The 13,143-nt window shown below is 70.5% G+C and carries 11 protein-coding genes; 8 read left to right on the top strand and 3 right to left on the bottom strand.

Annotated elements, in window-relative coordinates:
- Nucleotides 1-1,857: a glycerol-3-phosphate dehydrogenase/oxidase gene (locus tag DEJ16_RS04550; protein WP_110824434.1), complete on the top strand. Its 1,857-nt coding sequence runs from the start codon at nucleotides 1-3 to the stop codon at nucleotides 1,855-1,857.
- Nucleotides 1,858-1,965: 108 nt separating this feature from the next.
- On the opposite strand, the gene DEJ16_RS04545 is transcribed toward DEJ16_RS04550, so the two are convergent.
- Nucleotides 1,966-2,457: a hypothetical protein gene (locus DEJ16_RS04545; RefSeq protein ID WP_110824194.1), complete on the bottom strand. Its 492-nt coding sequence runs from the start codon at nucleotides 2,455-2,457 to the stop codon at nucleotides 1,966-1,968.
- 119 nt (nucleotides 2,458-2,576) lie between these two features.
- Here DEJ16_RS04545 and DEJ16_RS04540 point away from each other — a divergent pair, with 119 nt between their 5' ends.
- The 5 genes from DEJ16_RS04540 to guaA are packed head-to-tail and all read left to right on the top strand — an operon-like array spanning nucleotide 2,577 to nucleotide 7,411.
- On the top strand, nucleotides 2,577-3,107 hold the full coding sequence (locus DEJ16_RS04540) for a cation:proton antiporter regulatory subunit (RefSeq protein WP_110824193.1): 531 nt from the start codon (nucleotides 2,577-2,579) through the stop codon (nucleotides 3,105-3,107).
- 3 nt (nucleotides 3,108-3,110) lie between these two features.
- On the top strand, nucleotides 3,111-4,538 hold the full coding sequence (locus DEJ16_RS04535) for a cation:proton antiporter (protein ID WP_110824192.1): 1,428 nt from the start codon (nucleotides 3,111-3,113) through the stop codon (nucleotides 4,536-4,538).
- 47 nt (nucleotides 4,539-4,585) lie between these two features.
- A complete protein-coding gene (locus DEJ16_RS04530) occupies nucleotides 4,586-5,377 on the top strand; it encodes an SURF1 family cytochrome oxidase biogenesis protein (protein ID WP_181419458.1) in 792 nt (263 codons plus the stop codon).
- Between the two features lie 10 nt (nucleotides 5,378-5,387).
- The gene (locus tag DEJ16_RS04525) at nucleotides 5,388-5,834 is read left to right on the top strand and encodes a DUF3817 domain-containing protein (protein ID WP_110824190.1); all 447 of its coding nucleotides are present in this window, start codon (nucleotides 5,388-5,390) and stop codon (nucleotides 5,832-5,834) included.
- Nucleotides 5,831-7,411, top strand: a complete 1,581-nt coding sequence (gene guaA, locus DEJ16_RS04520) for a glutamine-hydrolyzing GMP synthase (RefSeq protein ID WP_110824189.1) — start codon at nucleotides 5,831-5,833, stop codon at nucleotides 7,409-7,411. Before DEJ16_RS04525 ends, guaA begins: the two co-directional genes overlap by 4 nt.
- A 414-nt stretch (nucleotides 7,412-7,825) precedes the next feature.
- Here guaA and DEJ16_RS04515 read toward each other — a convergent pair whose 3' ends face one another.
- Nucleotides 7,826-8,740, bottom strand: a complete 915-nt coding sequence (locus DEJ16_RS04515) for a Bax inhibitor-1/YccA family protein (protein ID WP_110824188.1) — start codon at nucleotides 8,738-8,740, stop codon at nucleotides 7,826-7,828.
- Nucleotides 8,741-9,015: 275 nt separating this feature from the next.
- Here DEJ16_RS04515 and DEJ16_RS04510 point away from each other — a divergent pair, with 275 nt between their 5' ends.
- Nucleotides 9,016-10,038: a glycerophosphodiester phosphodiesterase family protein gene (locus tag DEJ16_RS04510; RefSeq protein WP_110824187.1), complete on the top strand. Its 1,023-nt coding sequence runs from the start codon at nucleotides 9,016-9,018 to the stop codon at nucleotides 10,036-10,038.
- Between the two features lie 35 nt (nucleotides 10,039-10,073).
- Entirely contained in the window at nucleotides 10,074-12,533 is a 2,460-nt protein-coding gene (locus DEJ16_RS04505) for an ATP-dependent helicase (RefSeq protein ID WP_110824186.1), read from the top strand.
- A gap of 8 nt (nucleotides 12,534-12,541) precedes the next feature.
- Here the strand turns inward: DEJ16_RS04505 and DEJ16_RS04500 are convergent, their stop codons facing one another.
- Entirely contained in the window at nucleotides 12,542-13,045 is a 504-nt protein-coding gene (locus DEJ16_RS04500) for a GNAT family N-acetyltransferase (RefSeq protein ID WP_110824185.1), read from the bottom strand.
- Nucleotides 13,046-13,143 lie beyond the last annotated feature (98 nt).

Here is a 13,143-nt window from a genome sequence, read left to right as displayed (position 1 = left end):
ATGACAACGACGGTCACGAACGGTGCGTCGAGCACCGCGGGGTTCGACCCCGCGACGAAGCTCGGCCCGGACGAGCGCGAGGCCGCGATCGAGACCCTGAAGACCCGGGAGCTCGACGTCCTGGTCGTCGGCGGCGGCATCGTCGGCGGTGGTGCCGCACTCGACGCCGTCACCCGGGGCCTGTCGGTCGGGATCGTGGAGGCCCGCGACTGGGGCTCGGGCACGTCCAGCCGGTCGTCGAAGCTCGTGCACGGTGGCATCCGGTACCTCGAGCAGCTCAACTTCACGCTCGTCCGCGAGGCCCTCATCGAACGCGGCCTGCTGCTCCAGCGCATCGCCCCGCACCTGGTCAAGCCGGTCCGCTTCCTGTACCCGCTCAACCACCGGGTCTGGGAGCGCTTCTACATCGGCATCGGCATGGCGATGTACGACGTCTTCAGCTGGTCCGGCGGACGTCCGCCCGGCGTGCCGCACCACCGCCACCTCACCCGCACGCAGGTGCTCCGCTCGATGCCGTCCCTCAAGAAGGACGCGTTCGTCGGCGGCATGACCTACTACGACGCGCAGGTCGACGACGCCCGCTACGTGGCCGCACTCGTCCGCACGGCGGCCTCGTACGGCGCACACGCTGCCTCGCGGGTCCGGATCGAGGGCTTCATCAAGGTCGGGGAGCGGGTCGTCGGGGCGCACGCGCACGACATCCAGACCGGTGAGCACTTCGACATCCGGGCGAAGCAGGTCGTCAACGCGACGGGTGTCTGGACAGACGACACCCAGGCGATGGTCGGCACCCGCGGGCAGTTCAAGGTGCGTGCGTCGAAGGGCGTGCACCTCGTCGTCCCGCGCGACCGGTTCCAGTCGAACTCGGGCATGATCCTCCGCACCGAGAAGAGCGTCCTGTTCGTCATCCCGTGGGGTCGCCACTGGCTGATCGGCACGACCGACACCGACTGGTACCTCGACAAGGCGCACCCGGCGGCGACCGCGGCGGACATCGACTACATCCTCGAACACGTCAACAAGGTGCTCGCCGTGCCGCTCACCCGCGAGGACGTCGAGGGCGTCTACGCCGGTCTCCGACCGCTCCTGGCGGGGGAGTCCGAGGCCACGTCGAAGCTCAGCCGTGAGCACGTCGTCGCACACACGGCCCCGGGCCTCGTGGTCGTCGCCGGTGGCAAGTGGACGACCTACCGCGTGATGGGCAAGGACGCCATCGACGAGGCCGCCGCAGCGATGGACGGCAGGATCCCGGAGTCGACGACGCAGGACATCCCGCTGCTCGGCGCCGAGGGCTACCCGGCCGCGTGGAACAAGCGGGCCCGCACCGCGAAGACGTTCGGCGTGCACAAGGTCCGGATCGAGCACCTGCTCAACCGGTACGGCACCCTGGCGACCGAGGTGCTGCAGCTCGTGCAGGAGGACCCCTCGCTCGCCGAGCCGTTGCCCGGTGCCGACGACTACATCGGGGCCGAGGTCGTGTACGCGGCCTCGCACGAGGGTGCCCTGCACCTGGAGGACGTCCTCGCCCGCCGCACCCGCATCTCCATCGAGGCCTGGGACCGCGGCGAGTCCGCGGCGCCGGTTGCCGCGCGGCTCATGGCGGACGTGCTCGGCTGGGACCAGGAGACCACCGAGAACGAGGTGTCGAACTACCTCAAGCGGGTGGCCGCCGAGCGGGAGTCGCAGCTGCAGCCCGACGACGAGTCCGCCGACCGCGTGCGGCTCGAGGCGCCGGACATCGCGTTCGGGTTCGAGGAGGACGACGTCGTCGTCGGCGGCGGCCGGAGCGACGGCGCCGAGGGGGCGACGGCGTCCGACGAGCAGGTCGTGGGCGAGAAGACGACCGAGCCCAGCTGACGCGGGCCGGACGGGAGGCTCCCCACCCTGGGCCGAGGACGTGCCGCTGGTGCGTCGGTCCGGGACCGGCCAGCGCGGGTGGCTACGCGGCGGCGCGGGCGCGGGTGGCTACGCGGCGGCGCGGGCGCGGCGGAGGGTCTGCACCATCGTCAGGAACAGGACCGCCGGGATCGCGACGAGGGCCGCGAGGCTCGTGCCGTAGAGCACAGCGGCGCCCATGCCGTGCGCGCCGCCGGACACCCCGAAGGAGTCCGCGACGTCCATGCCGAGGAAGAAGCCCGACTGGAAGACGGTACCGGAGCCGCACGCGACCAAGGCGAGGTGGCAGACGAGGGCCACCGGTACGGGGATCTCCTTCCAGATCGCCGCGATCGCGAAGCCGACGGCGAGGACCACGCCGATGCCGGCCGTCACCAGCACACCGACGACGTCCTGCCGGGAGTTCATGCCCATCGCGTCGACGGTGGCGTAGATCTCCGACAGCGACTTCCCCGGCACCGCGGCGAGCGGGTCGAGCACGAGGGCGTTCACCGCCAGCAGCGCGGCGTAGGCGGTGACGACGAGCGCGCCGGACACGGCGACGACGGTCTTGGAGGTCATCCGGCCATCCTCACCGGGCGGGGTGGACCGCCGCGTCCACCGCCGGGATGACCTGTGGAGAACGGAATGGCCGAGCCCTCCCGGTGGTTAGCATGGGTGTCCTGGGAAAGGGAGCCATCATGGTCGACGTCCATCGCGTCAAACTCCCCGGCGTCGGCGTGCTGCACAGCTTCTACACCGACGACGGTGGCAAGTGCGGTGTCATCACGCACCGGTCGGGTCACTCCGACCTCATCTCGTTCGCGGACGTCGCCGACGGCGCGGACAAGTCCGAGAAGGTCTCGCTCCGCCTGAGCGAGGACGAGGCGCACACCCTCGCCGAGCTGCTCGGCGGCACCCGGATCACGGAGGGCCTCGACAAGCTCGACGAGATCCCCGGCCTGTCGATCGACTGGTTCAGCGTCGACTACGACGACGCCATCGCCGGCAAGCCCCTCGGCGACCTGCACGACTCCGGGTTCATCGGCCTGACGGTCGTCGCGGTGGTCCGCGGCGACAGCGCCAACCCGGCGCCCTCGTCCGACTTCGTCGTGTTCCCCGGGGACACGATCGTGGTCGCCGGCGCGCCCGAGAAGGTCGCGAAGGCGTTCTCCTTCTACCGCAGCGGTCAGTTGGCAGCAGCCGCTGCCGAGGCGCCGCCCGGGAGTTAGTCGATGCACCTGGGTGGTGAGCTGCTGACCATCGGCGGCCTGTTCCTCATCGCCTACGTCCTCGGACGTCTCGGCAAGACCATCGGCCTGCCGGCGATCCCGGTCTACATGGTGGTCGGACTCATCGCGAGCCCGCACACCCCGTGGATCGGACTGAGCGTCGAGTCCCACACGATCGAGCTCATCGCCACGTTCGGGCTCATCCTGCTGCTGTTCAACCTGGGGTTGGAGTTCGACCAGGAGGAGTTCTACGGCAACGCCGGCAAGCTCCTCGTGTCGGGCGGCACCTACGTCGCGATCAACATGGGCGTCGGGTTCGCGTTCGGTTTCTCACTCGGATGGGGCACGCGCGAAGCCCTGATCATCGCGGGGATGACGGCGACGTCGTCGAGCGCCATCGTGACGAAGCTCCTCATCGAGCTCCGGCGCCTGGCGAACGACGAGACACCGATGATCCTCGGCGTCACCGTCATCGAGGACGTCTTCATCGCCGTCTACCTGGCGATCGTGTCCGTGGTGCTCTCCGGCGACACGAACGTCTGGGCGGTGATCGGGAAGCTCGCGCTCGCGTTCGGGTTCCTCATCGTCATGTTCAGCCTGGCGCGCTGGGGCGGCAAGCAGGTCTCGCGGATCTTCGCGACCCGCGACGACGAGCTGTTCACCGTGCTGTTCTTCGGCCTCGCGGTGATGTTCGGTGGCATCGGGGACCTGCTCGGCGTGACCGACGCCATCGGTGCGTTCGTCATCGGGCTGCTCTGTGGTGCCACGCGCTACCGGGACCGCATCGAACAGCTGGCGCTCCCGATGCGCGACGTCTTCGCGGCGTTCTTCTTCGTCAACTTCGGCCTCGGCCTGGACGTCTCGACCTTCGGCGAGGTGCTCTGGCCGGTCGTCGCCGCCATCGGCATGACCGTCGTGCTCAACGCCGTCGCGGGGCAGCTCGTCGCCCGGATGAACGGCTTCAGCGTCCAGCAGGGCATCAACACGGCGGTCATCCTCGTCAACCGCGGCGAGTTCGCGCTCATCCTCGCGACGCTGTCCGCGGCGGCCGGACTCGAGGAACGCATCACCGCGTTCGCCGGGCTCTACGTCCTCATCATGGCGGTGCTCGGTCCGCTGCTCGCGGTGAACTCCGACCGCATCGGTCGGCTCGTGCTCCGGCCGGGTCGGGTGCGGAAGCTCCGCGGGCGCGAGCTGGCGGCAGCGCAGGCCGCCGCCGAGCGCAAGGCCGAGCGCGACCGTCGGTTCGCCGAGGAGATCGCCCTCGTGGAGGCCGCGGGCAGGGAAGAGCGCGAGAATGGGGAACCGGAGACGACGCCGTCGCGCGCACAGCCGGTCACACCGGAACCCGTGCGCGTGAGCACGTCGTCGATCGAGATCCCCGCCGAGCGTCCCGAACGCCCGGTCCGACCACGCGATCCGGAGTACTGACACGCATGTGGGCCGTTGCACGACGTCCGAGGTGGATCGCACTGCTCGTGTTGGCCATCGTGCTGGCGGGCGTGTTCGCCGCGCTCGGCAAGTGGCAGCTCGAGCGCAGCATCGAGAACGGCAAGCCGCTGCCCGCCGGGACGGAGACGCGGCGCGCTCTCGATGACGTCACGACCCCCGACAAGCCCGTCGGCTCGACGCTCGCGGGCCAGAAGATCACCGTCTCCGGGCGCTTCGTCGCCGGGGACACCACTGTCCTCACCGGCCGCAGCGGGGGTGGGACGTACCAGGCCGTCGGACACCTGGTCGACGACGCGACGGGGGCGAGCCTCCCGGTCGTGATCGGGTGGTCCGACCAGCGGGCGGCCGCCGTCGCCGGGGGTGACCGTCTGACCGACGGCGCGACCATGACGGTCGAGGGCCGGTACTACCCGGCCGAGTCGCCCGACCAGGACGCCTTCGAGCAGGGCGAGTACTCCGCCGTCGCCCCGGCCCGGTTCGTCAACACCTGGAAGGCGTTCGACGACCGGATGTACGGCGGCTACGTCGTCGCCGGAGCCGCCGTCGCGGACGCCGCGGACCTCGGCACCATCGCCGACCGGGCCCCCACGCGCGAGGTCCAGTTCGACTGGCTCAACCTGTTCTACGCGGTCGAGTGGGTCGTCTTCGCCGGGTTCGCCGTCTTCCTCTGGTACCGCTTCGTGAAGGACGCCTGGGAGCGCGAGCAGGACGAGGAGCGCGAGACCGCCGAAGCGGCCGCCGGTGGCGCCGCTGATGACGAGGCGCCCGCCGACGAGGCCGCTGTGGACGACGCCCGGGCCGAGCCGGGTCGCCGGTAGGATCGACGGCATGGCTCTGACCGTCCGGACCCGCGACATCCCGAAGATCCCGGGGGCCGTGCGGTTCTACCGCATCTCCGCGTACATCACCGGTGTGCTGCTGCTGGCCCTGATCGTCGAGGTCGTCATCAAGTACACGCCGATCCAGCGCGAGATGCAGCTCGGCGGGGGAGCGTTCTTCGTCCCGAACGGCACCGCCGGCGAGGCGCCCGGCACGTTCAACCTGTCCGTCGCGATCCTCATCGCCCACGGCTGGCTGTACGTCGTCTACCTCTTCGCGGACTTCCGCCTCTGGAGCATCATGCGCTGGCGGCCGTCGCGCTTCCTGCTCATCGCCCTCGGCGGGATCATCCCGTTCATGTCCTTCGTGGTCGAGCACCGCATGCAGAAGGCCGCCATGACCACCCACCACGAGCTGACCGCGCAGCAGTCGCGGGAGAAGGAGAGCGCTCGGTGAGCGAGACCGAACAGCGTCCCGTCCTCGTCGTCGACTTCGGCGCGCAGTACGCGCAGCTGATCGCACGGCGCGTCCGCGAGGCCAACGTCTACAGCGAGATCGTCCCGCACTCCGTCACGGCGGACGAGATCCGCGCGAAGGACCCCGCCGCGATCGTCCTGTCGGGAGGCCCGTCCTCCGTCTACGAGGACGGCGCTCCGGCTCTGGACAGCGAGATCCTCGACCTCGGCGTCCCGGTGCTCGGCATCTGCTACGGCTTCCAGGCCATGGCGAAGTCGCTCGGCGGCGAGGTCGCACACACCGGCCTGCGCGAGTACGGCGCGACCGACGTCACCGTCAGCGGGACCGACAGCGTCCTGCTCGGCGGGCAGCCCGCGTCGCAGACCACCTGGATGTCGCACGGCGACTCGGTCGCGAAGGCCCCGGAGGGCTTCGCGGTCCTCGCCTCCAGCGACTCGACGCCGGTGGCCGCCTTCGCCTCCGACGAGCGCAAGCTCTACGGCGTGCAGTGGCACCCGGAGGTCAAGCACTCGGCGTTCGGCCAGGCCGTGCTCGAGAACTTCCTGCACAGGGCTGCCGGGCTGCCGGGCGACTGGAACTCCGCGAACGTGATCGAGGAGCAGGTCGAGCGAATCCGCGCGCAGGTCGGCTCGTCCCGCGTGATCGCCGGGCTGTCCGGTGGCGTCGACTCCGCCGTCGCCGCGGCGCTCGTGCACAAGGCCGTCGGTGACCAGCTGACGTGCGTGTTCGTCGACCACGGGCTCCTCCGCGCCGACGAGCGCAAGCAGGTGGAGGAGGACTACGTCGCCTCCACCGGCGTCCGGCTCGTCACGGTCGACGCCCGCGAGCAGTTCCTCGACGCGCTCGCCGGCGTCAGCGACCCGGAGCAGAAGCGCAAGATCATCGGGCGCGAGTTCATCCGCACGTTCGAGGCCGCGGCCGAGGCACTCGTGCTCGAAGCACGCGCGTCCGACGGTGACGCCGAGGTCAGGTTCCTCGTGCAGGGCACGCTGTACCCGGACGTCGTCGAGTCCGGCGGCGGTTCGGGCACCGCGAACATCAAGTCGCACCACAACGTGGGCGGGCTGCCCGACGACATGACGTTCCAGCTCGTCGAACCCCTCCGCACCCTGTTCAAGGACGAGGTCCGCGCGGTCGGCCGCGAGCTCGGACTCCCCGAGGTCATCGTCGGGCGTCAGCCGTTCCCCGGCCCGGGTCTCGGCATCCGCATCGTCGGCGAGGTCACCGCCGAGCGCCTCGAGATCCTGCGGGCCGCGGACGCGATCGCCCGCGCCGAGCTCACCGCAGCGGGTCTGGACGACGAGATCTGGCAGTGCCCGGTCGTGCTCCTCGCCGACGTCCGTTCGGTCGGTGTCCAGGGCGACGGTCGTACCTACGGGCACCCGATCGTCCTCCGTCCGGTCTCGTCCGAGGACGCCATGACCGCTGACTGGACGCGCCTGCCGTACGACGTGCTCGCGAAGATCTCGAACCGCATCACCAACGAGGTGCGCGACGTCAACCGGGTCGTGCTCGACGTCACGTCGAAGCCGCCGGGGACGATCGAGTGGGAGTGAGGCTCCCCTGACGCCCGAGGGCCCGGTACGCAGTGCGTACCGGGCCCTCGCTCGTCCTGCCGGGCGCACCCCGCGCCTCCCGTCCAGGTCGCAGGACATGCCGTTCGATGGTCGCCGAGGTCGCACGTCCTGTTGCTGGACGGGCGACCGGGCGGCAGTTCGTGCGACCTCGGCGCACGCGAGCGGCGGGGTCGCAGGACGTGTCGTTCGAGGTCGCCGAGGTCGCACGTTCGGTCGTCGGGCAGCCGTCCCGGCGGCCGTTCGTGCAACCTCGCCGGACCGCCGGCGGCCGTTCGTGCAACCTCGCCGGACCGCCGGCGGCGGTTCGTGCGACCTCGGCACGCGGCCGGCGACGCAGCGCGCGGGAACGACGGAGGGCCCCGGCGACTGCCGGGGCCCTCCGTGTGCTGCGAGCTAGTTGCGCGAGCTGCTGGCGATGATCGCCAGGATGCGCAGGATCTCGAGGTACAGCCAGACGAGCGTGACGATGAGGCCGAACGCCGCCGTCCAGGCGTAGATGCGGGGCGCGCCGCGCTCGACACCGGTCTTGATCTGGTCGAAGTCGAGGACGAGCGAGTACGCCGCCATGAGCACCACGAGGATGCCGATCACCACACCGAGCGGGATGCCGAACACCGTGACGCCGAGGAGCCCGAACGCCGACTGCGTCACGCCCAGGAGCATCAGCACGACGTTGACGAGCGAGAACGCCATGTAGCCGACCAGCGCGACGAGGAAGAACCGCGTGGCCTTCGGGGTCGCGCGGACCTTGCCGGACGTGAAGAGCAGGAGCGTGACCGCGAAGACACCGAGCGTGCCGAACACCGCCTGCGTGACGATGCCGTCCCACATGGTGTTGTACATGCCCGAGATGCCACCGACGAAGAGGCCCTCGAAGAAGGAGTACGCCAGCACCAGGGCGGGCGACGGCTTCTTCTTGAAGGTGTTCACCAGCGCGAGGACGAACCCGACGAGCGCGCCGACGATCCAGACCACCGGCGGGAGGTTCCAGCCGGCGACGGCACCGACGATGAGCACGCCGAACGCCAGGAGCGTCTTGACGATGGTGTCCTCGTACGACATCCGGTCCGTGTCGACCTTGTTCGCCGAGGGGCGGTCGTACATGTCACGCAGCTGGTCGGGCGAGAACCCGGGCTGCTGCGGCGCCTGTCCCCAGCCGGTCTGGCCGTACGGCGCCTGCGGGTAGCCGCCCTGCTGCGGGTAGCCCTGCTGGGGGTACCCCTGCTGCGTGTTCGAGCCGGCGCCCCATGCGTTCCGGCCCGCGTCGTTGAAGGCGGGGGACTGGTCGAAACCGGGCTTGAAGGCCATGGTGTCCTCTGATTTCCTCTGGTGTGGAGTCGTGGAGCCGGTACCCGGATGGCATCGGCTCGTGGGCTCGGGAAGGAGTGCGGCGGAGCCGTTCCTTCGTGTCCTCACAGCCTACGGGCCAGGTGTGCTCGATGGCTGTGGATTCGCGGGAAGCGGAACGTCCCCGGGCCCTCCTGGTGACGAGCCTATGGACCGCTGCTGTCGGTCCACCGAACGGTGTCCCCACGCTGGCTGAACGTCGGCGCCGTGCTCGCGCAGTCCGTATCGTCGCGTGCATGCAGCCGCTCGTCATCGCCCACCGCGGTGCCTCCGGGTACCGGCCCGAGCACTCCCGCAGCGCCTACGAGCTCGCGGTCGAGCTCGGTGCGGACGCGATCGAGCCGGACCTCGTGCCGACGAAGGACGGCGTCCTTGTGCTCCGGCACGAGAACGAGGTGTCCGGCACGACCGACGTCGCCGACCGCCCGGAGTTCCGGGACCGGCGGACGACGAAGACGATCGACGGGCACCGGACCACGGGCTGGTTCACCGAGGACTTCACGTGGGAGGAACTGCGCACCCTGCGGACCCGTGAGCGCCTGCCGGAGCTGCGCCGGGCCTCCCGGCAGCACGACGGCGAGGACACGGTCCTGCGCCTGGAGGACCTGCTCGCGATCCTGGACGCCGCCCCGCGGCGGGTCGGGCTCGTCGCCGAGGTGAAGCACGCCAGCGCGTTCGCCGCCGCGGGGTTCCCGATGGCCTCGTTGCTGGACGGCGTCCTCGGCTCGGCCGGCTGGCGTGGCGACGACCGGCTGACGGTCGAGTCCTTCGAGAAGCGCGTGCTGCGCGAGGTGGCCGCGCTCGGCACCGGTGCGCGCTTGGTGTACCTCCAGGAGGCCCGGGGCGCGGCCGCGGACGAGGTCGCCACAGCCGGCGCCGCGGCCCCCACGTACGCCACCGAGCGGACCGACGCGGCACTGGCCCGGCTCGCGACGGAGTTCGACGGGATCAGCGTGGACCTGCCGACCCTGATGGCAGGTGTGGACACCCGCGCCGTCGACGACCCGGGACCGGTGCGGAGCGACGTCGTCGAGCGGGCGCACGCCGTCGGGCTCGCGGTGTACACGTGGACGCTCCGACCGGAGAACCGGTTCCTGCCCGCGGCGCTCCGGCGCGGGGGCGACCTGGCGGCGCACGGCGACTGGGAGCGGTGGTTCACCTCGGTCGTCCGGACGGGCGTGGACGGGGTGTTCGCGGACCACGCGGACCTCGCCGTCCGTGCCCGATCGCTCGTCGCGGACGGCGCTGCGCGGGCCTGATGGGTGTCGCAGGTCGCGCCTAGACTGTCCCGGACATGACGATCGTGCTCGACCCCTCCGACTCGACGCCCGGCCGTACGCACGGTCCCGGCGCGGGTGACCGTGCGTACGAGGACCCGTTCACCGCGGGCCTGAACCCCCAGCAGAAGGAAGCCGTCGAGTACCGCGGCGAGTCCCTGCTCATCGTGGCCGGTGCCGGTTCGGGCAAGACGAGCGTGCTCACCCGACGCATCGCGCTCCTGCTGGCCAACCGCGAGGCCTGGCCGTCCCAGATCCTCGCGATCACGTTCACGAACAAGGCCGCGGCCGAGATGCGCGAGCGGGTGCAGGCCCTGGTCGGGCAGGCCGCCGAGGGCATGTGGATCTCGACCTTCCACTCGGCATGCGTGCGGATCCTCCGGCGCGAGGCCGAGCGGTTCGGGTTCCCGCAGTCGTTCACCATCTACGACTCGGCCGACTCCCGGGCGCTGCTCAAGCGGATCATCAAGGACCTCGAAGCGGACACGCTCGGGCTGACCGTCGGGGCGGCGGCGTCGAAGATCTCGAAGCTCAAGAACGAGCTGCAGGACATCGACACCTACGCGCGCAACATCAACACGGACGACCCGCAAGAGGTCATGTTCACCGAGGTGTTCCGGCGGTACACGAGCGAGCTCCGCCGGGCGAACGCGTTCGACTTCGACGACCTCATCGGGCAGACCGTGTTCCTGTTCCGCGCGTTCCCCGAGATCGCCGCGCTCTACCAGCGCCGCTTCCGGTACGTCCTGGTCGACGAGTACCAGGACACGAACCACGCGCAGTACGCGCTCATCCGCGAACTCACCCGTCCCGTGCCCGTGGAGCAGGTCGACAAGCTCGAGGACGCCGGGCAGCACGTCGAGCGGATGCGGGAGACCGACGGGTCGATCGCGCCGGCGTCGCTCACGGTCGTGGGTGACTCCGACCAGTCGATCTACGCCTTCCGCGGCGCGGACATCCGCAACATCGTCGAGTTCGAGCGGGACTTCCCGAACTCGAAGGTGATCCTGCTCGAGCAGAACTACCGATCGACGCAGAACATCCTCGACGCCGCGAACGCGGTCATCGCGAACAACTTCGACCGGCAGGCGAAGAACCTGTTCACGGACGTGGGTGCCGGCGAGAAGATCGTCGGCTTCACCGGGTACACCGGGCACGACGAGGCGCAGTTCGTCGCGGACGAGATCCAGCGTCTGCACGAGGACGGCATGGACTACCGCGACATGGCGGTGTTCTACCGGACGAACTCGCAGACGCGTGCGCTCGAGGAGATCTTCATCCGCGCCGCGATCCCGTACCGGGTGCTCGGCGGGACGAAGTTCTACGAGCGCGCCGAGATCAAGGACGCGATGGCGTACCTGATCACGGTCGCCAACCCGGCGGACCCGCTGTCGCTCCGACGCATCCTCAACGTGCCGAAGCGCGGCATCGGCGCCGTCACCGAGACCGCCCTGCAGCGGTACGCCGACGAGCACGAGGTCTCGATGCGCGAGGCCCTGCGGCACGCGGACGAGCTCGGGTTCGGACCGAAGGTGCGCACCGCGATCACCTCGTTCGCCGGGCTCCTCGACGAGGTCGCCGCCAAGGCCGCGGACCAGCCGGTGGTCGACACCCTCACCCAGCTGCTCGACGGCTCGGGGCTGCTCGAACAGCTCCGGAAGTCGCCGGACGCGCAGGACGCCGCCCGTGCCGACAACATCGACGAACTCGTCGCCGTGACCCGGGAGTTCCAGAAGAACAACCCCGAGGGCACGCTCGCCGACTTCCTCACCGAGGTCTCCCTGGTGGCCGCGGCCGACGAACTCGACGACTCCTCCGGCACGGTGTCGCTCATGACGCTGCACACCGCGAAGGGCCTGGAGTACGACGCCGTGTTCCTGACCGGTGTCGAGGAAGACCTGCTCCCGCACCGGATGTCGGCGAACGAGCCCGGTGGTCCGTCCGAGGAGCGACGCCTGTTCTACGTGGGCATCACCCGGGCGAAGAAGGTCCTGTTCCTGTCGCTCGCGATGACCCGGGCGCAGTTCGGCGACGTCAACGTGGCGATGCCCTCACGCTTCCTGCAGGAGATCCCCGAGGGGCTCGTCGAGTGGAAGCAGTCACCGGGCATGGCGAACAGTCGCGGCGGCACACAGCCCCGCGCGCTCAACGCCAAGCGCGACGGTGGCTTCGGCGGCGGCACCGGTGGCGGTGGCTACCGCGGCGGTGGCGGCTGGAGCGGTGGGTCCTACGACCGTGCGGCCGCCGCGGCGAAGACGAAGCCGAAGACGGAGTGGGCGAACCGGGTGTCCGGGCAGGTCCGGGACAACGGCGACATGGAGCTGGCTCCGGGGGACCGGATCTCGCACGTCGACTTCGGGCAGGGGACCGTCTCGGCGGTGACCGGTCAGGGCGCCAAGCGGATCGCGGAGATCGCGTTCGACAGCGCGGGGCGGAAGAAGCTGCTCATCAAGATCGCGCCGATCGAGAAGCTCTAGCCGACGGCTCAGCGCACCATCCGGGCGGCGAGGACCGCGTTGTCGCCCAGCCGTTCGGTCTTCGTCGTGCCGTCGCGTCGGAACCCGTTCCGCCGGTAGAAGGCCTGCGCCCGGGGGTTGTCGTCGGCGACCCACAGGAACGCCGGTGCGTTGCCGAGGACGGCGTCGAGGAGCAGCTGACCGGCGCCCGACCCGTGCGCCGATGCCAGGACGTAGATGCCGGTGAGCTCGACGTCCCGGATGGCGGGGTCGTCGCGAGCCGGACCCGCGGTGGCCCACCCGACGACGGCGCCGCGGTGCTCGGCGACCGCCACGCTCGTGCCGGCTGCGCTCGCGCCCGCGATCGTCCGCCGCCACCGTGTGGTGCGCGCGACGGGGTCGAGTGACGCGAGGAACGCCGCCGGCAGCAGGTGGGCGTACGCCTCGCGCCATGCCTGCACGTGCACGTCGGCGATGCCCGGCGCATCCGTGTCGACGGCTGGTCGGACGGTGAGCTGCTGGACGTGCCCCATGCCCCGACCGTACCGGGAGCCCCGGCCCGGACGCACTCGAGGGTCACTCGCGTCCGCCACGCCCGGTGCTCCGGACGGGTGACAGGGGGAGCAGGTGA

This window comes from Curtobacterium sp. MCJR17_055 (assembly GCF_003224335.1).
In the GTDB taxonomy this organism is placed as follows: domain Bacteria; phylum Actinomycetota; class Actinomycetes; order Actinomycetales; family Microbacteriaceae; genus Curtobacterium.
The sequence above is the reverse complement of the archived record's forward strand: the minus strand, read 5'-3'. Positions and strand labels throughout refer to the sequence as shown.

What these genes read in the sequence shown, in the direction of transcription:
- DEJ16_RS04545 (WP_110824194.1), bottom strand. Translation starts at nt 2,457, where the DNA reads ATGACCTCCAAGACCGTCGTCGCCGTGTCCGGCGCGCTCGTCGTCACC.
- DEJ16_RS04535 (WP_110824192.1), top strand. Translation starts at nt 3,111, where the DNA reads ATGCACCTGGGTGGTGAGCTGCTGACCATCGGCGGCCTGTTCCTCATC.
- DEJ16_RS04550 (WP_110824434.1), top strand. Translation starts at nt 1, where the DNA reads ATGACAACGACGGTCACGAACGGTGCGTCGAGCACCGCGGGGTTCGAC.
- DEJ16_RS04525 (WP_110824190.1), top strand. Translation starts at nt 5,388, where the DNA reads ATGGCTCTGACCGTCCGGACCCGCGACATCCCGAAGATCCCGGGGGCC.
- DEJ16_RS04515 (WP_110824188.1), bottom strand. Translation starts at nt 8,740, where the DNA reads ATGGCCTTCAAGCCCGGTTTCGACCAGTCCCCCGCCTTCAACGACGCG.
- DEJ16_RS04540 (WP_110824193.1), top strand. Translation starts at nt 2,577, where the DNA reads ATGGTCGACGTCCATCGCGTCAAACTCCCCGGCGTCGGCGTGCTGCAC.
- DEJ16_RS04505 (WP_110824186.1), top strand. Translation starts at nt 10,074, where the DNA reads ATGACGATCGTGCTCGACCCCTCCGACTCGACGCCCGGCCGTACGCAC.
- DEJ16_RS04510 (WP_110824187.1), top strand. Translation starts at nt 9,016, where the DNA reads ATGCAGCCGCTCGTCATCGCCCACCGCGGTGCCTCCGGGTACCGGCCC.
- DEJ16_RS04500 (WP_110824185.1), bottom strand. Translation starts at nt 13,045, where the DNA reads ATGGGGCACGTCCAGCAGCTCACCGTCCGACCAGCCGTCGACACGGAT.